General features: G+C 70.3%; 26 protein-coding genes. 4 read left to right on the top strand and 22 right to left on the bottom strand.

What is annotated here, in order from left to right:
* Positions 1 to 44: 44 nt before the first annotated feature.
* Genes hisH through ACTIE9_RS04040 form a run of 4 tightly spaced genes read right to left on the bottom strand, consistent with a single transcriptional unit; the run spans position 45 to position 2,844 of the window.
* Positions 45 to 677 (bottom strand): imidazole glycerol phosphate synthase subunit HisH, encoded by a 633-nt coding sequence (gene hisH, locus ACTIE9_RS04025; protein WP_439564288.1) that lies wholly within the window; start codon positions 675 to 677, stop codon positions 45 to 47.
* Positions 678 to 679: 2 nt separating this feature from the next.
* Entirely contained in the window at positions 680 to 1,285 is a 606-nt protein-coding gene (hisB, locus tag ACTIE9_RS04030) for an imidazoleglycerol-phosphate dehydratase HisB (RefSeq protein ID WP_439564289.1), read from the bottom strand.
* Positions 1,282 to 2,376: a histidinol-phosphate transaminase gene (locus ACTIE9_RS04035; RefSeq protein WP_439564290.1), complete on the bottom strand. Its 1,095-nt coding sequence runs from the start codon at positions 2,374 to 2,376 to the stop codon at positions 1,282 to 1,284. Before ACTIE9_RS04035 ends, hisB begins: the two co-directional genes overlap by 4 nt.
* Before the next feature lie 42 nt (positions 2,377 to 2,418).
* Complete coding sequence (locus tag ACTIE9_RS04040; RefSeq protein ID WP_439564291.1) at positions 2,419 to 2,844, bottom strand: LysM peptidoglycan-binding domain-containing protein; 426 nt, start codon at positions 2,842 to 2,844, stop codon at positions 2,419 to 2,421.
* A 349-nt stretch (positions 2,845 to 3,193) separates the two neighbouring features.
* Between ACTIE9_RS04040 and lexA the strand changes: the two genes are divergently transcribed.
* Positions 3,194 to 3,871, top strand: coding sequence for a transcriptional repressor LexA (gene lexA / locus ACTIE9_RS04045; RefSeq protein ID WP_439564411.1), 678 nt, complete (start codon positions 3,194 to 3,196; stop codon positions 3,869 to 3,871).
* A 24-nt stretch (positions 3,872 to 3,895) separates the two neighbouring features.
* Here lexA and hflX read toward each other — a convergent pair whose 3' ends face one another.
* Positions 3,896 to 5,446, bottom strand: a complete 1,551-nt coding sequence (gene hflX, locus ACTIE9_RS04050; RefSeq protein ID WP_439564292.1) for a GTPase HflX — start codon at positions 5,444 to 5,446, stop codon at positions 3,896 to 3,898.
* Between the two features lie 43 nt (positions 5,447 to 5,489).
* On the opposite strand from hflX, the gene ACTIE9_RS04055 reads away from it, so the two are divergent.
* Positions 5,490 to 6,143, top strand: a complete 654-nt coding sequence (locus ACTIE9_RS04055; RefSeq protein ID WP_439564293.1) for a class I SAM-dependent methyltransferase — start codon at positions 5,490 to 5,492, stop codon at positions 6,141 to 6,143.
* Here the strand turns inward: ACTIE9_RS04055 and dapF are convergent.
* The 17 genes from dapF to thyX form a co-directional block, all read right to left on the bottom strand.
* On the bottom strand, positions 6,140 to 7,015 hold the full coding sequence (dapF, locus tag ACTIE9_RS04060) for a diaminopimelate epimerase (protein ID WP_439564294.1): 876 nt from the start codon (positions 7,013 to 7,015) through the stop codon (positions 6,140 to 6,142). The genes ACTIE9_RS04055 and dapF overlap by 4 nt on opposite strands.
* Positions 7,012 to 7,953, bottom strand: coding sequence for a tRNA (adenosine(37)-N6)-dimethylallyltransferase MiaA (gene miaA / locus ACTIE9_RS04065; RefSeq protein WP_439564412.1), 942 nt, complete (start codon positions 7,951 to 7,953; stop codon positions 7,012 to 7,014). The genes dapF and miaA overlap by 4 nt, the downstream gene beginning before the upstream one ends.
* 7 nt (positions 7,954 to 7,960) lie before the next feature.
* Positions 7,961 to 9,502, bottom strand: a complete 1,542-nt coding sequence (gene miaB, locus ACTIE9_RS04070) for a tRNA (N6-isopentenyl adenosine(37)-C2)-methylthiotransferase MiaB (RefSeq protein ID WP_439564295.1) — start codon at positions 9,500 to 9,502, stop codon at positions 7,961 to 7,963.
* Between the two features lie 46 nt (positions 9,503 to 9,548).
* Complete coding sequence (locus tag ACTIE9_RS04075; protein WP_439564296.1) at positions 9,549 to 10,007, bottom strand: hypothetical protein; 459 nt, start codon at positions 10,005 to 10,007, stop codon at positions 9,549 to 9,551.
* 62 nt (positions 10,008 to 10,069) lie between these two features.
* A complete protein-coding gene (locus ACTIE9_RS04080; RefSeq protein ID WP_439564297.1) occupies positions 10,070 to 10,759 on the bottom strand; it encodes a regulatory protein RecX in 690 nt (229 codons plus the stop codon).
* Complete coding sequence (recA, locus tag ACTIE9_RS04085; protein WP_439564298.1) at positions 10,759 to 11,895, bottom strand: recombinase RecA; 1,137 nt, start codon at positions 11,893 to 11,895, stop codon at positions 10,759 to 10,761. The genes ACTIE9_RS04080 and recA overlap by 1 nt, the downstream gene beginning before the upstream one ends.
* A gap of 264 nt (positions 11,896 to 12,159) precedes the next feature.
* Positions 12,160 to 12,387 (bottom strand): DUF3046 domain-containing protein, encoded by a 228-nt coding sequence (locus ACTIE9_RS04090; protein WP_439564299.1) that lies wholly within the window; start codon positions 12,385 to 12,387, stop codon positions 12,160 to 12,162.
* A gap of 34 nt (positions 12,388 to 12,421) precedes the next feature.
* Positions 12,422 to 12,730 (bottom strand): helix-turn-helix domain-containing protein, encoded by a 309-nt coding sequence (locus tag ACTIE9_RS04095; RefSeq protein WP_439564300.1) that lies wholly within the window; start codon positions 12,728 to 12,730, stop codon positions 12,422 to 12,424.
* Between the two features lie 156 nt (positions 12,731 to 12,886).
* The gene (locus ACTIE9_RS04100) at positions 12,887 to 13,396 is read right to left on the bottom strand and encodes a CinA family protein (RefSeq protein WP_439564301.1); all 510 of its coding nucleotides are present in this window, start codon (positions 13,394 to 13,396) and stop codon (positions 12,887 to 12,889) included.
* Positions 13,393 to 13,992 (bottom strand): CDP-diacylglycerol--glycerol-3-phosphate 3-phosphatidyltransferase, encoded by a 600-nt coding sequence (pgsA, locus tag ACTIE9_RS04105; protein ID WP_439564413.1) that lies wholly within the window; start codon positions 13,990 to 13,992, stop codon positions 13,393 to 13,395. The genes ACTIE9_RS04100 and pgsA overlap by 4 nt, the downstream gene beginning before the upstream one ends.
* Before the next feature lie 71 nt (positions 13,993 to 14,063).
* Positions 14,064 to 16,745, bottom strand: coding sequence for a DNA translocase FtsK (locus ACTIE9_RS04110; RefSeq protein ID WP_439564302.1), 2,682 nt, complete (start codon positions 16,743 to 16,745; stop codon positions 14,064 to 14,066).
* A 67-nt stretch (positions 16,746 to 16,812) separates the two neighbouring features.
* Complete coding sequence (locus ACTIE9_RS04115) at positions 16,813 to 17,025, bottom strand: hypothetical protein (protein WP_439564303.1); 213 nt, start codon at positions 17,023 to 17,025, stop codon at positions 16,813 to 16,815.
* A gap of 46 nt (positions 17,026 to 17,071) precedes the next feature.
* Complete coding sequence (locus ACTIE9_RS04120; RefSeq protein WP_439564304.1) at positions 17,072 to 17,827, bottom strand: hypothetical protein; 756 nt, start codon at positions 17,825 to 17,827, stop codon at positions 17,072 to 17,074.
* A gap of 157 nt (positions 17,828 to 17,984) precedes the next feature.
* The gene (locus tag ACTIE9_RS04125; RefSeq protein WP_439564305.1) at positions 17,985 to 19,661 is read right to left on the bottom strand and encodes a ribonuclease J; all 1,677 of its coding nucleotides are present in this window, start codon (positions 19,659 to 19,661) and stop codon (positions 17,985 to 17,987) included.
* Positions 19,662 to 19,716: 55 nt separating this feature from the next.
* Positions 19,717 to 20,691, bottom strand: a complete 975-nt coding sequence (gene dapA / locus ACTIE9_RS04130) for a 4-hydroxy-tetrahydrodipicolinate synthase (protein ID WP_439564306.1) — start codon at positions 20,689 to 20,691, stop codon at positions 19,717 to 19,719.
* A gap of 65 nt (positions 20,692 to 20,756) precedes the next feature.
* Positions 20,757 to 21,665, bottom strand: a complete 909-nt coding sequence (locus ACTIE9_RS04135) for a type IV toxin-antitoxin system AbiEi family antitoxin domain-containing protein (RefSeq protein ID WP_439564307.1) — start codon at positions 21,663 to 21,665, stop codon at positions 20,757 to 20,759.
* A 215-nt stretch (positions 21,666 to 21,880) separates the two neighbouring features.
* A complete protein-coding gene (thyX, locus tag ACTIE9_RS04140) occupies positions 21,881 to 22,615 on the bottom strand; it encodes an FAD-dependent thymidylate synthase (RefSeq protein ID WP_439564308.1) in 735 nt (244 codons plus the stop codon).
* 84 nt (positions 22,616 to 22,699) lie between these two features.
* Between thyX and ACTIE9_RS04145 the strand changes: the two genes are divergently transcribed.
* Complete coding sequence (locus tag ACTIE9_RS04145) at positions 22,700 to 23,125, top strand: thioredoxin family protein (protein ID WP_439564309.1); 426 nt, start codon at positions 22,700 to 22,702, stop codon at positions 23,123 to 23,125.
* Positions 23,122 to 23,640 carry a DUF4395 domain-containing protein gene (locus ACTIE9_RS04150; protein ID WP_439564310.1) on the top strand — a complete coding sequence of 173 codons (519 nt, stop codon included), beginning with the start codon at positions 23,122 to 23,124 and terminating at the stop codon, positions 23,638 to 23,640. The genes ACTIE9_RS04145 and ACTIE9_RS04150 overlap by 4 nt, the downstream gene beginning before the upstream one ends.
* The last annotated feature ends 37 nt before the right edge of the window (positions 23,641 to 23,677 follow it).

Genomic DNA, 23,677 nt, shown 5'->3' on the forward strand with positions numbered 1-23,677 from the left:
GAATCGTACTCCGTTCTGAGAGTGCGCTCGCCCTCAGCGGATGCTCAGAGGGTGCCGAGCCAGTTGGCGAGCAGGCGCAGACCCGCCTGACCCGACTTCTCGGGGTGGAACTGGGTCGCTGACAGCGGGCCGTTCTCGACCGCCGCGACGAACCGCTCGCCGTGCTCGGCCCACGTGACCATCGGCGCCGGGATGGCCGGGTGGGGGTCGAGAGTCCACTCGTGGGCGGCGAACGAGTGCACGAAGTAGAAGCGCTCATCGTGCAGGCCTGCGAAGAGCCGGGAGCCCTCGGGGGCGTCGATCGTGTTCCAGCCCATGTGGGGAACGATGGGTGCCCGCAGGGCGCTCACCGTGCCGGGCCACTGCCCCAGACCGGGCGTCACGACGCCGCCCTCGTCTCCCCGCTCGAACATGACCTGCTGGCCCACGCAGATGCCGAGCACCGGGCGGCCACCGGCGAGCCGCCGATCGATGAGCTCGTCGCCGCGCACGGCGCGCAGGGCATCCATCACCGCGCTGAAGGCACCGACTCCGGGAACCACGAGTCCGTCCGCCGCCATGACACGATCGCGGTCGGCCGTCAGCTCGACGCGCGCTCCCGCAGCCTCGACAGCCTTCGCCGCCGAGTGAACATTGCCCGAGCCGTAGTCGAGCACGACCACGACCGGAGCGCTCACGGTCAGAGCGCGCCCTTCGTGGAGGGCACGCCGTGCACGCGCGGATCGAGCTGAACGGCGGTGCGCAAAGCTCGGGCGAAGGCCTTGAACTCGGCCTCCGCGATGTGGTGCGGGTCGCGGCCGGCGAGCACCGTGAGGTGCACCGTGAGGCCCGCGTGCATCGTGATCGCCTCGAACACGTGACGCACCATGGAGCCCGTGAAGTGGCCGCCGATGAGGTGGTGCTCGAACCCGGCCGGCTCGCCGGTGTGCACGAGGTAGGGGCGGCCGCTCACATCGACGACGGCCTGCGCGAGCGCCTCGTCGAGCGGCACGAGGGCGTCGCCGAAGCGGGCGATGCCGGCCTTGTCGCCGAGTGCGCGGGCGATCGCCGTGCCGAGCACGATGCCCGTGTCCTCCACCGTGTGGTGGACGTCGATGTCGGTGTCGCCGCTCGCCGAGATGTCGAGATCGACGAGGGAGTGCTTGGCGAAGGCCGTGAGCATGTGATCGAAGAAGGGCACGGTCGTCGAGATCGACGACCGGCCGGTGCCGTCGAGATCGAGACGAAGCTCGATCGACGACTCGCTGGTCTCGCGCCGGAGCTCGGCGATGCGGGGGGTGCTCACCGGTTCATCCTAGCCAGCACGTCGAGGAACTCCGTCGTCTCGTCGGGGGTGCCCGCCGTCACCCGCAGGTGGTTCGCCAGCCCGACATCGCGGATCAGGATGTCGTGTGCGAGGAGGTGCTCGAAGGTCGCCTGCGGATCAGGAACACCGCCGAACAGCACGAAGTTGGCCCAGCTCTCGTGAGGCTGGTAGCCGAGCCCCGCGAGCTCGACGAGCAGCCGGTCGCGCTGCTCGCGGATGGCGCCGACCGTGCGCAGCATCGTGGGCGCATGCTCGAGCGCCGCGACCGCGGCCGCTTGCGTCAGGCCCGAGAGGTGGTACGGCAGGCGCACGAGCCGCAGGGCGTCGATCACCGCCGGATCGGCGGCGAGGTAGCCGAGTCGTGCCCCCGCGAACGCGAAGGCCTTGCTCATCGTGCGGGAGACGACCAGGCGCTCACGGCCCGGCAGGAGGCTCAGTGCGTCGGATTCGCCCTCGGGCATGAACTCCGCGTAGGCCTCGTCGACCATCACGATGCCGCGGCTCGCCTCGTAGACGGCCGCGATCGTGTCGAGGCCGAGCGGTGTGCCCGTCGGGTTGTTCGGAGCGCACAGGAAGACCACGTCGGGGTCGGTGCGGCGCACGGCCGCGACGGCGCTCTCGGGGCTGAGCGTGAAGTCGTCGTCGCGCGCGCCCGCGACCCACTCGGTCCCGGTTCCCGCAGCGATGATCGAGTGCATCGAGTACGTGGGCGGGAAGCCGAGCACGCGGCGACCCGGGCCGCCGAAGGCCTGGAGGATGTGCTGGATCACCTCGTTGGAGCCGTTGGCCGCCCAGATCTGCTCGGGGCGCACCGCGTCCGCAGCCGTGCGGCCGGTGCTGAGGTACGCGGCGAGGTGCTCGCGCAGCAGCGTGAATTCACGGTCGGGGTAGCGGTTGACCGTGTGCAGCTCGCGCTCGACCGCGGCCGCCACGTGCGCGATGACCTCAGCGGGCACGGGATGCGTGTTCTCGTTGACGTTGAGCGCGATGCGCACGGCCTTCTGAGGCGCCCCGTAGGGGGTCTGGCCGCGCAGGTCGTCGCGGATCGGCAGGTCGGCGAGGCTCGTCACCCGCCTATCGTAGTCGCGGGTCAGTCGACGATTCTGAGCCGCTCAGTCCGCGTAGCGCGACGGGACCACGAGCACCTGGCCGGGCAGCAGCTCGGCGCTCGTCAGCTCGTTCACCGCGATCAGGTCGGCGACGACGTCGGCCGTGGAGGCCTCCGGAGCGATAGCCGCGGCGACGGACCAGAGCGACTCGCCCGCCTCGACTGTGACCGTGGCGACGACCGCGTCGCCCGAGGTCGCCGTGGCGCCCCCGCCGTTGAGCGCCATCGAGACGAGGGCGATGACGAGCGGGAGCGAGACGAGCGCGGCGATGACAGCGCGGCCGCGGCGAGTGAGCCGCAGGCGCGTCATGACGGCGGGACCGGCACTGACGGCGGGGTTGACACTGACGGCACGACCGGCACTGACGGCACGACCGGCACTGACGGCACGACCGGCACTGACGGCGGGACCGTAGGTGATGGCGCTCATGGTGTCGACCCTTCTCGAGCTGCTGATGCAGGTGCGGGTGGTGAGTGGTACAGGTCCCCCCGGCGCCGGGGGGCCGCCGGGGGGATGCATCCGGTTCTCGGCCGGGAGAGCCGGATGCGAACCTGTGTTCCGAACATACCTTCGATCGAACACAGTTTCAAGCCCTTGCCCACTTTCTCTCCCGCTCGGGAGCGACACACTCGAACAGATGTTTGAAATGCGCCCCGTCGGTGGATAGAGTTTCGAGGGTTCGGGAGTACTTCACACCCGACCACCGACATCGGTGAGCGTCACCGAGGGGAACGGAGCCGAGATGGCCGACGAGCGCAACGACGAAGCGAACGAGGGCATGCCCGAGGTCGCGAGCGGAACCCGCCGACGCACGACGCTGAGCGACAAGCAGCGCGAGATCCTCGGTGTCATCCAGGCCTCCGTCGCGCGACGCGGCTACCCGCCGAGCATGCGCGAGATCGCGGAAGCGGTCGGGCTGGCCTCGCTCTCGAGCGTCTCGCACCAGCTCGGCCAGCTCGAGCTCAGCGGCTACCTGCGTCGCGACCCCAATCGTCCCCGCGCTCTCGAAGTGCTCATCGATCTCGAGCCCGACCCGTCGCACGCCGCAGACTCCGCCGCCCTGCCGGGTCCGTCGGTCGGTGACGCGGCGATGGTGCCGCTCGTCGGCCGCATCGCGGCCGGCATCCCGATCACCGCCGACCAGATGGTCGAAGAGGTCGTGCCCCTGCCCCGTCAGCTCGTCGGCAAGGGCGAGCTGTTCATGCTCACCGTCGTCGGCGACTCGATGATCGACGCCGCGATCTGCGACGGCGACTGGGTCGTCGTACGACAGCAGAGCACCGCCGAGAACGGCGAGATCGTCGCGGCGATGCTCGACAACGAGGCGACCGTCAAGGTGTTCAAGCAGCGCGACGGCCACACCTGGCTGCTGCCGCAGAACTCGGCGTACGAGCCGATCCTGGGCGACCACGCCACGGTGCTCGGGAAGGTCGTCGCGGTTCTGCGGTCCGTCTAGCCCGACGACTCCTGTGCGGGCAGGCTAGACGGCCGGAGCCGCCGCGTACGGCTCGACGAGCGTCGCCACCTCGGGCGTCGCGAAGGCGTGCACGCGCGTGCCGCCCTCCTCGTACGACGTCTCGAGGATGCGCCCGCGCTCGTGCAGGAGCGAGACCAGGTCGCCGCGGTCGTACGGCACCACGACGGTGAGCTCGATCTCGGGGTTGGGCAGCATGGCCGCGATGCGCGCTTGCAGCTCGTCGATGCCCTCGCCCGTCTTCGCCGAGACGAAGACGGCGTCGGGCACGAGGCCGCGCAGCAGCAGCCGTGCATCATCGTCGAGCAGATCGCTCTTGTTGATCGCGACCAGCTCGGGCAGCTCTCGCGCGCCGACCTCGCCGATGACGTCGCGCACCGTCGCGAGCTGAGCGGCCGGGTCGGGATGCGCACCATCGACCACGTGCAGGATCACGTCGGACTCGGCCACCTCCTCGAGCGTCGATCGGAAGGCCTCGACGAGCTGGTGCGGCAGATTGCGCACGAAGCCGACGGTGTCGGCGATCGTGTACGGCCGGCCGTCGGGCGTCGTCGACTTGCGGACGGTCGGGTCGAGCGTGGCGAACAGCGCGTTCTCGACGAGAACCCCCGCCCGCGTGATGCGGTTGAGCAGGCTCGACTTGCCCGCGTTCGTATAGCCGGCGATGGCGACGCTCGGCACCGCGTAGCGGTCGCGATTGGCGCGCTTCGCGGCGCGCGCCGGAGCGAAGCCCTTGATCTGCCGGCGGAGCTTCGCCATGCGGGTGTTGATGCGCCGCCGGTCGAGCTCGATCTTGGTCTCACCCGGGCCTCGGCTGCCCATTCCCGCACCAGCCGCGCCGACCTGACCGCCGGCCTGCCGCGACATCGACTCGCCCCAGCCGCGCAAGCGCGGCAGCAGGTACTCGAGCTGCGCGAGCTCGACCTGCGCCTTGCCCTCGCGGCTCTTCGCGTGCTGGCTGAAGATGTCGAGGATCACAGCCGTGCGGTCGATGACCTTGACCTTCACGACGTCCTCGAGCGCACGCCGCTGGCTCGGAGCGAGCTCGGTGTCGGCGATGACCGTATCGGCACCGAGCTCCTTCACCACGAGGGCCAGCTCGGCGGCCTTGCCCTTGCCGAGGAACGTGCTGGGGTCGGGATGCGGGCGCCGCTGCAGGAGGCCGTCGAGCACGACGGCCCCCGCCGTCTCCGCGAGCGCGGCGAGCTCGCGCAGCGAGTTCTCGGCGTCATCGAGGTCGCCCTGGGCGTAGATGCCGATGAGCACGACGTTCTCGAGACGCAGCTGGCGGTACTCGACCTCGGTGACGTCCTCCAGCTCGGTGGAGAGCCCTCGCACGCGGCGCAGCGCGGCGCGGTCCTCACGATCGAACTGGTCGCCGTCACGATCGCTCGAGTAGCTCGCGTCATCCTGCAGCGCCGCGGCACCGTGCAACGTCACCGATCGCGCGCGCGACTCGGCGTTCGCCAGCACGCGCGCCACCGCATCCGCCCCCGCATCGGGGCCGGCGCCGTCGCTCGGAGCGTCGATGGGGTCGAGAGGATCGTGGTCGGTCATATGCGGTTCACTGTACTCCGCCCGACTTCGGTAGATTCTGCGCATGCCTGCCGACCACTACTTCACCGCGCAACCGAGCGGGGAGTTCGTGGCGAAGCCGCTCACCGTGACGCTCGCCGGGCGCCCCGTCGAGTTGGTGACCGCCGGAGGAGTCTTCAGCCCGGGCGGCCTCGACGTCGGCACGCAGGCGCTCCTGACCCACGTGCCCGCACCCCCTCCCAGCGGCGACCTCCTCGATCTCGGCTGCGGGTGGGGGCCGATCGCCCTGACCCTCGCGCTGGCCTCGCCGCACGCCACGGTCTGGGCCGTCGATGTCAACGAGCGGGCGCTCGAGCTCACCCGCCGCAACGCCGCTGCTCTCGGGCTCGAGAACGTGCGCGCCGTGGCTCCCGACGACGTGCCCGATGATGTGCGCTTCATGACGATCTGGTCGAATCCGCCCATCAGGGTGGGCAAGAACGAGCTGCACTCCCTGCTCGACCGCTGGCTGCCGAGGCTTCGCGAACGCGCCGACGCGTGGCTCGTCGTCTCGCGCAACCTCGGTAGCGACTCCCTGCACCGCTGGATGGACGATCGGTACGCGGGCACGCTCACGGTCTCGCGAGCGGCGACGCACAAGGGATTCCGCGTGCTGCGCGTGCGGCGCGGCGCAGACCCGACCGAGCCGATCGCGACCGTGGACCGACCAGGCGACTAGAGGCGGATCTCCCCCTCGAAGACGAGCTCGGCCGGGCCGGAGAGGGCGACGTGCTCGCCGTCCTCCGCCGGGAACATCCGCACGCCGAGCACACCGCCCGGCACGCGCACCCGCCACTCGTTCGGCGCCGACTCGCCCGCCCAGTACCGGACGGCGAGGGCGGCGGCGACGGCCCCGGTGCCGCACGAGAGCGTCTCACCGCTGCCCCGCTCATGCACGCGCATCCGGATGCGCCCGACTCCGTCCGCCACGAGCGGATCGGCGGGAACGACGAACTCGACGTTGGCTCCCGCCGGCGGCGCCGGGTCGAGCAGGGGCGCGACCCCGAGATCGACCGCGTCGAGCTCCTCGTCGCTCGCGAGGGCGACCACCACGTGCGGGTTGCCCACATTGATGCCCAGCCCCGGTCGGGCGACGGGCAGCTCGCGCGCCCGCACAAGGGTGTCGCCACCGTCGAGCCGCCAGCGGCCCAGGTCGGCGGCGAAGCCGTCAGCGAGCCGGTGCACGTCGATCACGCCGGCCCGGGTGCCGATCGCGAGCGACTGGCCCGGTGGCAGGGCGACGTGCCCCCGCTCGAGCAGGTAGCGCGCGAAGACGCGAATGCCGTTGCCGCACATCTCAGAGACGCTTCCGTCGGCGTTCGAGTAGTCCATGAACCACTCGGCGTCAGGATCGGTCTCCAGCAGTGCCCGCCCCTCGGGGATGCTCTCCGACCGCACCGCGCGAATCACGCCATCGGCTCCGACACCGAATCGTCGATCCGCAAGAGCCGCACGACGCGCGGGAGTGAGCTCGAGCGCACCCTCGGGATCGGAGACGAGGACGAAGTCGTTGCCGGTGCCGTGGCCCTTGGTGAATCGCAGCGTGGTCACTCGTTCATGCTATCCGCGAGGTCGTCGGCCACCCGGTGCTCGACCTGGGCCGCGAGGTCGTCGGCAGCGGCATCCAGGGCCTCGATCGACGAGTCGCGCCGGAACCAGCTCACCTGCCGGCGGGCGTAGCGCCGCGTGAGGGACTGGGTCTGGGCGATCGCCTCGGCCTCGTCGACCTCGCCGCGCAGCTGCGCGATCGCCTGGGCGTAGCCGATCGCCCGGCTCGCCGTGACGCCCCGCTCGAGGCCGAGCGGCAGCAGGCCGCGCACCTCGTCGAGCAGGCCCGCGCGCCACATGCCGCGCACACGCTCGTCGAGCCGTGCGACGAGTGCGGCGCGATCGAGCTCGAGTGCGAACTGCCGGTACGGCCGCCAGGGGCGCTCGCGCGCGGCGAGACCGGCGCTGAAGGGCTCGCCCGTGAGGTCGCCGACCTCGAGCGCCCGCACGATGCGGCGGCCGTTATGGGGGCCGATCGCCGCCGCGGCGACAGGATCGCGGCGCTCCAGCTCGGCGTGCAGGGCGGCGGTGCCGCGCATCGCGAGCTCGCCCTCCCAGTGCGCCCGCCGGGCGGGGTCGGTGCCCGGGAACCGGAAGTCGGTCAGCACGGCCGCAAGGTACAGCCCCGACCCGCCGACGAGCAGGGGAACCGCCCCGCGCTCGACGATGGCGTCGATCGCCGCACGCGCGTCGGACTGATACCGCGCGACGCTCGCCTCATCGACGACCTCGAGCACGTCGATGAGGTGGTGGGGCACGCCGCGCCGCTCGGCGACGGGCAGCTTCGCCGTGCCGATGTCCATGCCGCGATAGAGCTGCATCGCGTCGGCGTTGACGACCTCGGCCTGCATCCCTCGAGCGGCGAGGCGCTCAGCCAGGTCGAGCGAGAGTCCGCTCTTGCCCGTGCCCGTGGCGCCGACGAGGGCGATGATCACCGGGATGCCCGGCTCACGCGAGCCGCGATGCGCCCTCGGCGAGGGAAGCACGCAGCCCCGGCAGCCCGAGCGAGACCGGGCGCGGGCCCGCCCCAGTCAGCGCGGGAGCCGCGCAGCTCTCGGCCTGCGCGCGATCCCAGGCGTCACCAGCGCGCGTGCGGCGGATGCGCAGCGGCTCGTCGTGGTCGGCGATGAGGTGGAACGAGGCGGCGTGCGTGATCGTGGTCGTCACGATGTCGCCCGGTCGCGGCACCTCGCTGCCCGCCGGCACGGCGAGGTGAACGAGCCGGCTGTCGGCGGCGCGACCCGAGATGCGATCGGTCTCGGCGTTCTTGCGCCCCGCACCCGTCGAGATGAGCACCTCGACCTCGCGGCCGACCTGCCGCTGGTTCTCGGTGGCGCTGATGGTGTCCTGCAGGGCCGTCAGGCGCTCGTAGCGCTCCTGCACGACCTCCTTCGGTACCTGGTCGGGCATCGTCGCCGCGGGCGTGCCCGGGCGGATGGAGTACTGGAAGGTGAAGGCGCTCGCGAAACGCGCCTGCTCGACGACCCGCAGGGTCTCGGCGAAGTCGTCGTCGGTCTCGCCGGGGAACCCGACGATGATGTCGGTCGAGATCGCGGCGTCGGGGATGCGGTCGCGCACGCGGTCGAGGATGCCGAGGAACTTCTCGCTGCGGTAGGAGCGCTTCATGGCCTTGAGGATGCGGTCGGAGCCGGACTGCAGGGGCATGTGCAGCTGGGGCATGACCGCGGGCGTCTCGGCCATCGCATCGATGACGTCGTCGGTGAAGGCCGCGGGGTGGGGGCTCGTGAACCGCAGACGTTCGAGACCGTCGATACGCCCGGCCGCACGCAGGAGCTTGCCGAAGGCGAGCCGGTCGCCGAATTCGACGCCGTAGGAGTTGACGTTCTGCCCGAGGAGTGTGACCTCGATGGCGCCGTCGTCGACGAGGGCCTGGATCTCGGCGAGGATGTCGCCGGGCCGCCGGTCCTTCTCCTTGCCGCGCAGCGCGGGCACGATGCAGAAGGTGCAGGTGTTGTTGCAGCCGACGGAGATGCTCACCCAGCCGCTGTGCGTCGAGTCGCGCCGGGTGGGCAGCGTCGAGGGGAACACCCCGAGCGACTCGAGGATCTCGAGCTGCGCTTCGCCGTTGTGCCGAGCGCGCTCGAGCAGCGTCGGCAGCGAACCCATGTTGTGGGTGCCGAACACGACATCGACGTAAGGGGCGCGCTCGAGGATCGTCGTGGTGTCTTTCTGCGCCAGACAGCCGCCGACCGCGATCTGCAGATCGCCCCCTCGCTGCCGCTTGATGCTCGCGAGATGGCCGAGCGTGCCGTAGAGCTTGTTGTCGGCGTTCTCGCGCACCGCGCACGTGTTGATGACGACGATGTCGGCCTGGCCGCTCTCGGCGCGCGTGTAGCCGGCCGCCTCGAGCGAGCCGCTCAGCCGCTCGGAGTCGTGCACGTTCATCTGGCAGCCGAACGTGCGCACCTCGTAGGTGCGGCGACGGTCGTGCGACGCGACAGAGGGAAAGTCAATCCTGTGATAACTCATGACCACGCCAGTCTAGGCACGTGCTCCGCCTGTGCGTTCAGCCCGTTCAGTCGACCTGACTGAGCGTGTACGAGCTCGACCGGTTCGTACTCGTCGTGTAGTCGACGATCATCACGCCCGTCGCGGGATCATAGGAAGCCGTGTGTGATCCCACCCCGAAACTTCCGCCGTAGGTTGCTTGAAAAACGAGCACCTCACCGTCAACGCTCCAGGTGTCGGCGGGGTCAGAGAAGTCGCCCTCAGCTGTGCGATACGAGAGGGAGCCGTCAACTCCAAAAACGAAGGTGATGCGATCGTTGAACGTGTCATCGAGACCCGTCCACTCGGTGCCACCGAGATCGGCAAGGCTGGCGAGAAACTCCTCGGTCTCATCCTCAGGCACCGAAGACGGCGAAACACTGGGCTGCGTCTCTGGCTCACTGGGCGGGGCGGCCGTTGGCGCACATCCCGCCATGAGCAGCAGGCCCAGGACAAGGGCCACTCGGACTGAGTGAGCGATGATCATGCACTGACGGTAGACCCCAAGTGCCACACAGAGGTCACGAGTTGATGACAATGCCAGCGTTGCTAGCGGAACTCGACCCGATGCACGGCCGCGAGCCGCGTCGACGGGCCGCTCGCGTCGCCGGCGAGCTCGTCGTCGCGATCGTCGAGCGCACGCCGAGCGGCCTCGCGCACGGCACTGCCCGAGTGGCCCTTGCGGGCGAGGAAGTCGACGAGCCGCCGCTCAGCGGTCGAGCGGTCGAGACCGCCCAGTCGGCGCGCGCGATCGCGCGCGAGCTCGAACACGAGGTCGTCGTGCGCCTCGGGATCGGCGTTCTCAGCGAGGGCCTCGTCGATAGCGGCGCGGTCGACCTTGCGCCGCATGAGCTCGGAGCGCAGGGCCGAGTCGCCGAGCTTCTTGCGGGATCGCAATCGATCGACGAGGTCGACCGCGAGCGCGCGGTCATCGATGAGGCCGACCGACTCGAGGCGGTCGAGCTCGGCCTCGGCGACGATCGGATCAATCTCGCGCCGGCGCAGCAGCTCGGCGACCTCGGCGCGCGACTGCCCGCGACGCGTGAGCGCGTGCATCGCGACGTTCTCGGCACGGCGGGCATCGGCCGCGTGGGTCGCGGCCGACTCGGCGGCCTCGGCCGCCTCGCGCTCCGCCCGGGCCTCGCGCGCCCCGGGCAGGAAGGTGACGGGGGCGAGCGCCGCTGTCAGCGGCGCATCGACACCGCTGAGGCCCTGCCCGGGGTCGCGCGAGGAGGGCATCAGGCGCCCGCCGCCGCGCGCAGCTCGGGCTGCTCTGCGCTCGGTGCGGCCGGCGCTGCGGCCGCCGTCGCCGCCTTGCTCGAGGAGGCCTTGCCGGGCGCCTTCTCGACCGGGGCCACGGGCTCGACGGCGGCGAGCTTCGCGCCGATGCCGAGCTTGGCGAGGATCTTGGTCTCGATCTCGGCCGCCATCGCCGGGTTCTCGATCAGGAAGTTGCGCGCGTTCTCTTTACCCTGGCCGAGCTGGTCGCCCTCGTAGGTGTACCAAGCGCCCGACTTGCGCACGATCTCGTGCTCGACACCGAAGTCGATGAGGCTGCCCTCGCGCGAGATGCCGACGCCGTACAGGATGTCGAACTCGGCCTGCTTGAACGGCGGGGCCATCTTGTTCTTGACGACCTTCACGCGCGTGCGGTTGCCGACCGCGTCGGTGCCGTCTTTCAGGGTCTCGATGCGGCGGATGTCGAGGCGCACCGAGGCGTAGAACTTCAGCGCCTTGCCGCCCGCGGTGGTCTCGGGGCTGCCGAAGAACACGCCGATCTTCTCGCGCAGCTGGTTGATGAAGATCATCGAGGTCTGCGTGCTGTTGAGACCACCGGTGAGCTTGCGCAGCGCCTGCGACATGAGGCGCGCCTGCAGACCCACGTGGCTGTCACCCATCTCGCCCTCGATCTCGGCGCGCGGCACGAGGGCCGCGACCGAGTCGATGACGACGAGGTCGATCGAGCCCGAGCGCACGAGCATGTCGGCGATCTCGAGCGCCTGCTCACCCGTGTCGGGCTGCGAGACGAGAAGCTGGTCGATGTCGACACCGAGCTTCTGGGCGTAGTCGGGGTCGAGGGCGTGCTCGGCGTCGATGAACGCCGCGATACCGCCGGCGCGCTGCACATTGGCGATCGCGTGGAGCGTGAGCGTGGTCTTGCCCGAGGACTCGGGGCCGTAGATCTCGATGATGCGGCCGCGCGGGAGGCCGCCGATGCCGAGAGCGACGTCGAGGGCGATCGAGCCGGTGGGGATCACCGCGACGGGAGCGCGGTCGTCGGAGCCCAGGCGCATGACGCTGCCCTTGCCGAACTGTCGATCGATCTGGGCGAGGGCCGTCTCGAGGGCTTTCTCGCGGTCTGCTGCAGAGGGCATTGCGGTCTCCTTCATCTCGTGCGCGGTGTGCCTGTCTTCTGTCGCTCCTCGTCCGGCCGATGGAGCAGGGCCGGACGGATCACGACAAGGCGTGACGGCTGTCGCCGACGAGACCGACGGTACGCCTCAGACCCGACATCGCCGGGTTCGACGCGCAGCACGTGCAGTGACTCGTGTTCGAGTGCCGCTGGGAGGGAGTCTATGCGAGAAGCGAACAGATGTTCGAACGAGGAGGTGCGGCGTGTCGCGACCGCGGGCGTGACGCTATACGCGCTTCGGCTCAGGACGGCCGGCGCCGTACCAGCGCTCGCGCGGAACATCCATCGCGGAGCACAGCGCCAGCCAGACCTCGCGGGGCGACGTGCCCGCACCGAGCGCCTCCTCGGCCGTGCGCTCACCGAGCGGCGTGAGCACGAGGTCACGCACGAGGCTGCGCCCGTAGGCCTCGCCGAACTCGTCGGCGATCGCACGGAGGAACTCGCTGCGGGTCACCGCGTCGCCGTCGCGAGAGGAGGACGCCGGAGCGTCAGCGCATCGCCAGGTCGGCGTCGAACTGCGCGACCAGCTCGTCGGGGAGCGTGTCGGGAACCGCGCTCAGGCCCTCGATGACCGCCAGGCGGTCACCCACCTCGCGCATGATGACCGAGATGGGGGTGTCGAGAGCATCGGCGACCGAAGCGAGGATCTCGCTCGACGCCTCCTTCTGCCCGCGCTCGACCTCGCTCAGGTAGCCCAGTGCCACGCTCGCGCGGCTCGCCACCTGTCGCAGCGTGCGGCCCTTCTGCAGGCGCACGTCGCGGAGGACCTCACCGATTTCCTGTCGAACCAGAACCATGGGGACCTCCTTTTCACTCGCCTCGCGGCCAGATCGTGCTGGGCCGGTAACACTACCGGAACCCGATTGCTTCACTGTAACCGCCGCCACCTGAGCGGCGGTTGTCAGTCTGCTGTCTGTAACACGACCGTCACGCATGACATTCCCGAGATCGGGTCACGCGTGCGCGTCTAGGAGCTCGTCGAGCAGGATGAGGGCGGCGTGCGCGGCGTGCGCGCGGATCGCGGCGCGATCGCCGGCGAACCGGTGCTCGCGTACGGTCGTGCCCGCGGCATCCGCCACCGCGACGTAGACGAGGCCGACGGGGGCGGCGCCGTGGGGCTCGGGGCCGGCGACGCCCGTCGTCGCCACGCCGAGATCAGCCGGATGCCCGTCGACCGCCGCGGCCGCCCGCACTCCCTCGGCCATCGCCGCCGCGATCGCCGGATGCACGGGTCCGTGCGCGTCGAGCAGCTCCCGCGGCACGCCGAGCAGGCTCTCCTTCAGCGCGGTGTCGTAGGCGACGATGCCGCCGCGCACGGCGAGCGAGGCCCCGGGGATGCCGACGAGCGCGGCCACCACGGCTCCCCCGGTGAGCGACTCGGCGACGGCCACGGTGCGTCCCTCGACCGTCAACCGGGCGACGATCCTCTCGGCGAGCGCATCGGCCTCCGGGGTCGGGGTCACGACGCGGCGGCGCGGTTCTGGCGCCAGGCCTGCACGAGGTAGTCGATGCCTGTCAGCACCGTGAGCACGAGGGCCGTCGACATGAGCACGGTGTTGACGATGTTCACCCACTCGCCGAACAGGGTCCACAGCGGCAGCAGTGCCGAGGAGATCGCTACCGACTGGACGACGGTCTTGAGCTTGCCGCCGCGCGAGGCGGGGATGACGCGGTCGCGCAGCATGAGGAAGCGGAAGAGCGTGATGCCCCACTCGCGCACGAGGATGACGATGACGACCCACCAGGGCAGCTCGGCGAGCACGGCGAGCATGACGAGCGCCGCGCCCGTCAGCAGCTTGTCGGCGATGGGGTCGAGCAGGATGCCGAGGTCGGTGACGAGGTTGCGGCGACGGGCGAGCATGCCGTCGACGCCGTCGGTCGCGATCGCGACGATGAAGAGCAGCGCGGCCGCGATGCGCAGCGGGCCGTCCTCACCGCCGTCGAGCACGAGCAGCACAACGAAGACGGGGGCGAGCAGGATGCGGACGACCGTGATGATGTTCGCGAGGTTGCCGCTGCTCGCCGGGGTCTCCCCTGCCCGCACGACGCGCCCCCGCATCGAGTACGACCGATCGCGGTTCTCAGCCACTGAACCCTCCGGTTCGTCGGCGCCCCGAGCCGGTTACAGGCTCAGTCGCGGTCGGTCAACTGCCAGGCGTCCTCGTCGGAATCGCCCTCGGTCTCAGGATAGCCCTCTGTCATACGAGCGACGGGGTCGTCGCCGGCGCGCGGCGCGGGCGCGGCATCCTCGCCCCGCAGACGCGCGAGCACCTCGGGCAGCTGCTCCGGGCTCACCAGGACGTCGCGCGCCTTCGAGCCCTCGGAGGGGCCGACGATCTCGCGCGACTCGAGGAGGTCCATGAGACGCCCGGCCTTGGCGAAACCTACGCGGAGCTTGCGCTGGAGCATGGAGGTGGAACCGAACTGCGTGCTGATGACGAGCTCCGCGGCCGCGAGCAGCACCTCGAGGTCATCCCCGATGTCGGCGTCGATCTCACGCTTGGTGGCCTCCGCGGCGACGTCGTTGCGGTACTCCGGCAGCGCCTGCTGCTTGACGTGCTCGACGACGGCGGCGATCTCGGCCTCCGTCACCCAGGCACCCTGAACGCGGATCGCCTTCGAGGCGCCCATGGGCAGGAACAGCGCGTCGCCCTGGCCGATGAGCTTGTCGGCACCGGGCTGGTCGAGAATGACGCGGCTGTCGGTCATGCTCGACACCGCGAACGCGAGCCTGCTGGGCACGTTCGCCTTGATGAGACCCGTCACGACGTCGACGCTCGGGCGCTGCGTGGCGAGCACCAGGTGGATGCCCGAAGCGCGCGCAAGCTGCGTGATGCGCACGATCGAGTCCTCGACATCGCGCGGGGCGACCATCATCAGATCGGCGAGCTCGTCGACGACGACGAGCAGGTAGGGGTAGGGCTGCAGTCTGCGTTGGCTGCCCTCGGGAAGCTGGATCTCGTCGGCGAGCACAGCGCGGTTGAAGTCGTCGATGTGGCGGAACCCGAACGACGCGAGGTCGTCGTACCGCATGTCCATCTCCTTGACGACCCACTGCAGCGCCTCGGCCGCCTTCTTCGGGTTCGTGATGATGGGCGTGATGAGGTGCGGAACGCCCTGGTACGCGGCCAGCTCGACGCGCTTGGGGTCGACGAGCACCATGCGCACCTCGGCGGGCTTGGCCCGCATGAGCACGCTCGTGATCATGGAGTTGACGAAGCTCGACTTGCCCGACCCCGTGGAACCCGCCACGAGCAGGTGCGGCATCTTCGCGAGGTTCGCCACGAGGTAGCCGCCCTCGACGTCTTTGCCGACACCGATCGTCATCGGGTGCAGGGCCTTCGCCGCCGCGCTCGACCGCAGCACGTCGCCGAGGCTCACGATCTCGCGGTCGACGTTGGGGATCTCGACGCCGATCGCGCTCTTGCCCGGAATGGGCGACAGGATGTTCACCTCGTTGCTCGCGACCGCGTACGAGATGTTCTTGGTGAGCGCCGTGAACCGCTCGACCTTCACACCGGGGCCGAGCTCGACCTCGTAGCGGGTCACGCTCGGGCCGCGGCTGAAGCCCGTCACGCGGGCATCGACCTGGAACTGCGCGAGCACCTCGGTGATCGCCGCGACCACGGAGTCGTTGGCCGCCGACTTCGACTTGGGCGGATCGCCCGGGGCGAGCAGCGACGCCGCCGGCAAGCGGTAGGGCTTGGATCCGGACGCGCGACCGGCGGGCGGAGCCGTGAACTCGCCCGCCGCGCCCTTCTCGCTCGCGCTCGTGGCGAATCCGGGGAGGACGGCCGGCGCGACTTGCTCGCGCACCTCGGGCCCGGCATCCACCTCGCCCGTGAACCGCCGCACGGCGCGCTCCGCCGCCGTCAGCACGTCATCGAGGCTCTCGGTCACCGCGGCGCGTTCGGCGGGATCGATGACCTCGGTCACCCCGGCGCGCTCGACCGGGCTGTCGAAGGCCTCGGAGTCGCGTGTCGACTTGCCCTTGCGCCACCAGGGCATCGAGCTCGTGTCGTCCATGTCGAGCCCGAGATCAGTGAGCGAGCCGAACTCGACCGCCTCGGTCTCGCTCTTCTGCTTCGGCTCGCGCGGCGCGAGCTCGGCACCGAACAGGTAGCTGTAGAGCTCGCGCAAGCGGTCGCCGATCCGGTTCGGCGGCGTCTTCGTCATGATGAGCACCGACAGCGCCGCGAGCAGCACGAGAGCGGGCACCGCGACGTACACGGTCGCGAGCAGCAGCACACCGCCGAGGATCCAGCCCAGGATGCCGCCGGCCTGCGCGAGCGCGAGCGGCGGCAAGGCGGGCTGCGGGGCACCGAGGGCGACGTGGCAGAGCGCGCTCACGCTAGCGATGAGCAGACCGAGGCCGATGCCGATGCGGGTGTTGTCGTGCACGCTCGCCGGATGCCGGAAGAGCCACCCGGCGAAGACGAGCATGATCACGGGCAGGGCGAACGAGACGCGGCCGACCAGGCCGCCGAAGGTCCAGGCGTTGAGCGCCACCGCCACCGGATCGGTCGCGAAGAACCACTCCACGACGGCACCGACGACCGCGAGCACCACGATGAAGAACGGCACGCCGTCGCGCCGCTCCTCCTTCGCGAGCGTCTCCCGGCCCAGCAGACGGAACATCGCCCCGGTCACATGAGCCATACCCATCCAGGCCCGGCCCAGGATGCCCTGCTGCGGCTCGGGGGCGACGGGCAGCTTCTTCGTCGCCTGCGTGCGCGAGCTCCCGGAACGGGAGGATGCCGCCCGCGACGATGCCGCGCGCGGGCGCGACGACGACCGGGTGCTCGATGCCATGCGCCCACGGTACCCGCGCGGTGCGACCACGGCCGGGGACGACACGCGCCGTCAGGGCGCGGGTCGGTCAGTCGGCGTTCGCGTCGGGATCGCTCGAGCCCTCGTCGGCGTCACCCGGTCTGGGCAGAGAGTCGCCCTCGCGGTCGCGCTCCGGGCTCCACGACGAGACCAGCGACGTGACGGGTTCGATCGTGGCCGGTACCGCGATCGAGAACTCCGCGGAGCAGGCCGCGATCGCGAGGAGGAGGCCCGCCGAAGGCACGAAGCGCGGATTCGTCACTCTCTGATGCTACGCCGCCGATCCGCTCCCGCGCTCGCTGATTCCGCTAGCCGAAGTTGCAGCCGCCCACGATGTTGCCGCTCGCCGCCACCGAGAACACGCCGAGTGCCGAGGCGACGGCGTGGATGTAGAGCACCCGGCCATCCGGTGTGCCATCCGCGTCCCAGTAGAGGTCCTCGTCCGGGGTCGACCGCGAGGCGACCTCGATCTGCAGGATGCCCGTGGGGCCCGAGATGACGTAGATATCGGTCAGGTAGCTCTCGACGAGACTCGCCCCGGGGTAGGCGGCGACGACATCGGCGCGATCATCGCCGATGCGCACCCCGCCATCAGTCGGAATGTCGTCGCTGTACAGGTCGATGCGCGTCACGATCGAGCCCGCGTCGGCGTCGATGCCGACGCCGAAGGTGGCGCCGGTGTTGAACGGCTCCGGGTCGACGGTGTACGACGGGTCGATCACCCACGCCCCGGCCAAAGGATCGCCCGCGACGATGCCGAACGGCTCGCCGGTCACCGCATCCGTGCACGCGATCGGATCGAACGACACCATGCTGAGGGCCGGATCGCTCTCGGGAGGCTGCCCGAAGCGGAGGGTTCCGAGACCCTCGGAGCTCAAGGCTAGCTCGCTCAGCTCGGGCCGACGGGGCGGCTCGGGGGTCGGAGTCGAGGCGGACGCCTCCGGTGAAGCGACGGGCGACGCCGTCGGGTCGGCCGCCGGGGTCGGAGTGCACCCCGCCAGCAGCGCGAGCACCGCGGCGCTCGCCACCATCAGGCCACTGGAACCGCGCAGTGTTCGAGTCATGGCCGAAACGCTAGTGGGTCGCCCAGACCAACGGTATGAGTACTTTCTGCCGCCCCGCGGCGCGGCAATCCAGCACCGTCTGGGTGATCGAGGCTACGCCTCGGCCCGCGCCGCCCCGCGGCGCGGCAATCCCGCATCGTCTGGGTGATCGAGGCCGTCAGGCCTCGATCACCACCGGCACGATCATCGGGCGGCGGCGGTGCTGGGTGTTGACCCAGCGCCCGACCGTGCGGCGCACGACCTGGCTGAAGGCATGGGTGTCACGGGTGCCGTTGGAGGCAGCCTCCGCGAGAGCCTTGATGATCTGCGGCTTGACGTCGTCGAAGATCGCCTCGTCGGGGGCGAACCCGCGCGCGTGGATCTCAGGACCGACGACGACCTTGCCGGTCTGAGCATCCATGGCCACGAAGATGGAGATGAAGCCCTCTTCGGCCAGGATGCGGCGGTCTTTGAGATCGGCGTCGGTGATCGCGCCGACCGTCGACCCGTCGACGTACACGAAGCCGATGTCGAGCTGCCCGACGACGCGGGCGACACCGTCTCGCAGGTCGACCACGGTGCCGTTGTCGCCGACGATGACGTTCTGCTCGGGCACTCCGGTCGCGGTCGCGAGCTCGGCGTTGGCGACCAGATGACGCTGCTCGCCGTGCACGGGCATGACGTTCTTGGGCTTGAGCACGTTGTAGAAGTACAGCAGCTCACCGGCCGAGGCGTGCCCGGAGACGTGAACGCGCGCCGTGCCCTTGTGCACGACCTTGGCACCGAGCTTCATGAGCCCGTTGATGACGCGGTAGACCGCGTTCTCGTTGCCGGGAATCAGGCTCGACGCGAGGATCACGGTGTCGCCGTGGCCGATCTCGATCTGGTGCTCGAGGTTCGCCATGCGCGCGAGCACGGCCATCGGTTCGCCCTGGCTGCCCGTCGACATGTAGACGATCCGGTCGTCGGGCAGGTTCGCGGCCTTCTTGTGGTCGATGAGGATGTCGTCGGGAACCTTCAAGAAGCCCAGATCGGCGGCGATCGTCATGTTGCGCACCATGCTGCGACCCATGAGCGCGACCTTTCGGCCGTTCGCGTGCGCCGCATCGAGCACCTGCTGCACGCGGTGCACATGACTCGAGAAGCTCGCCACGATGACCCGCCGGGGGGCGCGCGCGATGACGTTCTCGAGCACGGGGCCGATATCGCGCTCGAGCGCGGTGAATCCGGGCACATCGGCGTTCGTCGAGTCGCTCAGGACGAGGTCGACGCCCTTCTCGCCCCAGCGGGCCACGGCGCGCAGGTCGGTGATGCGATCGTCGAGGGGCAGCTGGTCCATCTTGAAGTCGCCCGTGTGCAGCACGGTGCCGGCGGCGGTCTGCACGACGATAGCGAGAGCATCCGGAATCGAATGGTTCACGGCGATGAACTCGAGCGCGAAGGGCCCGAGCTGCTCGACCTGCCCCTCCTTCACCGTGTGCGTGTAGGGCTGGATGCGGTGCTCCTTGAGCTTCGCCTCCACGAAGGCGAGCGTGAGCGTGGAGCCCAGGATGGGGATGTCCTGCCGCATTCGCAGCAGGTACGGCACAGCGCCGATGTGGTCTTCGTGGCCGTGCGTGAGCACGACGGCGACGATGTCGTCGAGCCGATCGCGGATGGGCCCGAAATCGGGAAGGATCAGGTCGACTCCGGGCTGCGTCTCCTCCGGGAAGAGCACACCCGCGTCGATGACGAGGAGCTTGCCCGCGATCTCGTACACGGTCATGTTGCGGCCGATCTCGCCCACGCCGCCGAGCGGGATGACGCGCAGCGTCGCAGGGTCGAGAGCGGGCGGGTCGAAGAGGTCGTTGGGCATGGTCCGCCTGACTGGTTGTGGTGCTCGGTGGGGCTCCGTGGCCCCCGGATTCGGTCTATCGGGTGGTGCCGGCCACCTTCGGCAGCGCACCGCCGGCCGCGGCATTGCGATCGGGTCGGAAGTTGCTGAAGTCGACCCCGGCGACGTTCTTCACCAGGTCGAGCTCGTCTTCGATGACGGCAGCCTCGTGCTCCTCCGGGCCGACGAGCGGCAGGCGCACGCGCGGGGTGCTGATGCGGCCGAGGCCGTGCAGCACGTACTTGGTCGCGACGGTGCCCGGCACGTGCGTCATGATCGCGCGCACGAGCGGTTCGAGGTGCTGGTGCTCGGCCGTCGCCGTCGCCAGGTCGTTGTTGTTCACGGCGTCGACGATCGTGCGGTAGGGCCCCGGAGCGATGTTCGCCGTGACGCCGATGAGCCCCGTGCCGCCGATCGCGAGCGTCGGCAGCACGTTGGCGTCGTCGCCGGCGAAGTACATGAGGTCGGTCTGGTTGAGCACGCGACTCACCTCGCTGAGGTCGCCCTTGGCGTCTTTCACCGCGAGGATGTTCGGGTGCTTCGCGGCGCGCAGGATCGTCTCGTACATGATCGGGATGCCCGCACGGCCGGGGATGTCGTACAGGATCACCGGCAGGTCGGTCGCGTCGGCGACCATGCGGAAGTGCGTGAGCACGCCGGCCTGCGTCGGCTTGTTGTAGTAGGGAGTGACGATCATGACGCCGTCGGCGCCGGCCCTCGCGCTCGCCTTGTAGAGCTCGATCGCGTGCGCGGTCTCGTTCGAGCCGCCCCCGGTGATGATGGATGCCCGGCCAGCGCTCACCGACTTGCCGACCTCGACCAGCCGGATCTTCTCGGCATCGGTCAGCGTGCTGGTCTCACCGGTCGTGCCCGTGACGACGATGCCGTCGGCGCCCGCGGTGATGACGTCGTCGATGTGCTTCTCGACCCCGGACCAGTCGACTTCGCCGTCCGCCAGCATGGGCGTGACGAGCGCGACGAGCACTTGGCCGAAGGGGTTGTTCGCAGACACGTGCTTCAGGGTATCGCGCCCGCGCGCGGCCGTGCGCGGCCTCGCGCGGGTTCGCTCGTTCGGGTTCACGCGCGTGGAACCCGGCGTGGCGTGGTCTCCCATCGGCGTGTCGGGCCGCTCGCCAGCAGAAGAGACCGGGTCAAGTGCTCGCCGCGGGACATGGCTGCCCGGATGGTGCCCACGACCGCGTCGAGTTCGTGCAGCACTTGGGACGAGCTGAAGCGCAGGGTTGTTCCGCCGAGCAGCACGGTCTGAGCATCCCGCTCGCGATCCTGATGGAACTCCTTCTCGCGCGAGTGATGCGAGCGGCCATCGAGTTCGATCACGAGTCGATCGCCTATCAGCAGGTCGACGGCTCCGACGCCGGGGAGTTCGACCTGGCTCTGGGCAATGATGCCGAGCATCGAGAGGCGTCGGCGCACCATGGTCTCGAGGCCGCTGCCCGCGGAGGCGCCGCACCACGACACGACGTCACGCAGGCGGCGCGGCAGCCCCCTTGAGAGTGCGTCGAGGTCGGGCTTCGTGAGCAGCCCGAGACTCAGGCACGACTCGACCGCGCAGGCGCGGGCTTCGTCGTCGGCAGCGCACACCACGAAGTGATGAAGGGCGTCGACCGGGTCATCGAGCCCGAAGCGAGGGGCGTGGCGTCGGCGATGGAGCACCGGAGTCTGGTCGCAGTCGAGGTGGCGGATGGCATGGCCCTGCTCGAGCAGCACGACGCATTGGTGGGGAGGGTCGCGCAGCCACACCCCGTGCTCGGCGAGCGCCGCACCGCAGGTGAGAGCCCCGCCGTGGCTGGCGGCGTGAATCTGCCGCGCGCCGACCGAGGGGTGCGCGTATAGGCCGCGGCGCGGGCGGACGAGTACCCCGCGATGAACGGCAGACGCGAGCTGGCGCGGCGCCGCGCCCGCGGCGAGAAGGGTCGAGCGGCGAGCGAATCCGCCGAGGTTCTGCACGAGACGGGTGGGATCCATCGTCGGAGATTGACCGCCGGGTTGCGACGTTGTGCCGAGGAGGTACCGACCCGTGGATGCTCGAGATCAGCATCCCGTTGGAGACGAGTTGCTGACGCTCGACCCGACACGCCGCCCGCGCACGCCGACACGCCGGGTCTCACACGCGTGAGCCCGAACGAGCGAACAGAGCCGCACGGCGGGGTGGGCTGGTCGCGCGACGCGGGAGCGGGTCGCTACGGGGCGACGCGGCCGTTGGCGTTGAAGGCGTCGAACGTCAAGGGCATGAGGTCGGCGAAGTGGTGCTCCATGAGCTCGGCGACCATCTCGATCTCGCGCTGCGGGAACGAGGGGAAGTGCGTGCCCTCGCGCTTGGTGCGCAGACTGAGGAAGTTCATGAGCGAGCGGGCGTTCATCGTGACGTACATCGAGCTGTAGATCGTCACGGGGAGGACGGCGCGGGCGACTTCGCGCGCGATGCCCGCGTCGAGCATCCGCTGGTACGAGGCGTAGGCGGCGGTGCAGACGGCGCGCACCTCGGTGTCGACGAGGGCGGTCTGCTCGGGGGTTCCGGGCAGGAAGTCGTAGGCGCCGGGCTTGCCGACCTGCACGAGGTTGCGGTCGGGGCCGGGCACGTAGAACACGGGGCGCAGCTCGCGGTAGCGACCCGACTCCTCGTTGTACGAGGCGATGCGGTGCCGCATGAACTCGCGGAACACGAAGATCGGCGCCTGCACGTAAAACGTCATCGAGTTGTGCTCGAAGGGCGAGCCGTGACGGTCGCGCATGAGGTAGTTGATGAGCCCGCGGTCGCGCGCGGTGGCCTCATCGCCGGCTGCGGCGGCCTCGAGCGTCTGCTCGCCCTGGGTCGACACGCGGGCGGCGAAGAGCACGTCGCTGTCGTGCGCGCTGGCCCGCACGAGCTCGACGGTCACATCGGAGCGGAACTGGATCTCGGTCGCCTCGGTCACGCTCGTCACCCTACCGGGGGCGCGGCGGCGACTCGGAACGTCACACTCGGGAATACGTGAAGCAGGTTTCGTATTGTGAGATCCATGGATGCTCTCACCGCCCTCCTCGTGATCGGCGCGCTCGTCGCCGTCGCGACCCTGCTCGGCCTGGGCCTGCGCGCCCGAGCGACACGAGTCGCCACCGGGTGCGGAGGGGATGAGCACCAGCTCGCCGTCGACGGCGCTGAGGTGACCCTCGTGCAGCTCTCGAGCCCGGTCTGCTCGGCCTGCGCGGCGATGCGGCGCGTCGGCTCCGCGCTGGCCGCGGCCGACCCGACCATCGCGCACCGCGAGATCGATGTCGTCGATGAGCCCGAGGTTGCTCGCCGCCACTCGGTGTTCTCGACCCCGACGACTCTCGTTCTCGACCGCGACGGCCATGTGCGGGCCCGGCTCATCGGGGCCGTGAAGCCGGCCGATGTGCGTGCCGCCGTCGAGGCAGCGCGCACGCTCGCGGCGGTGACCGCGTGAGCGCGGCGGCTGCCGGCGAGGCGCCGGCTTCGCCGTTCGGCATCGACCCGCGCGGCCCGCGCTTCGGTGCCGCCATCACTTCCGTGCTGCTGCTGATCGTCGTGCTGCTCGGGCTCACCGAGCCGATGGGCGCCGATCTCGTCGCCCGCGCGCTGCAGCCGGCCGCCCTGCTGCTGGCGGTGCTCGTCGCACTGTTCGCGTGGGGGGCGTTCGCGGGCATCCAGAAGCACCCGTACGGCCTGCTGTTCCGCCGCCTGGTGGCGCCCCGTCTCGCCCAGCCGACCGAGCGCGAGCATCCCGCGCCGCCGACGTTCGCGCAGCTCGTCGGGCTGCTCGTGACGGCGACCGGGCTCGTGCTGCACCTGCTCGGCGTGCCCGGTGCCCTCGTCGTCGCGGCGAGCGCCGCGTTCCTCGCGGCGTTCCTCAACGCCGTCTTCGCCTACTGCCTGGGGTGTCAGCTCTACGTGGTGCTCGTTCGGGTGGGAATCATCCGCCGGTCGTCGGCACCCGCGTAGGCTGAAGGCCCGCCGTCCGCACGAGTCGTCAGGAGCA

This window comes from Microcella sp. (assembly GCF_051860105.1).
GTDB lineage: Bacteria > Actinomycetota > Actinomycetes > Actinomycetales > Microbacteriaceae > Microcella.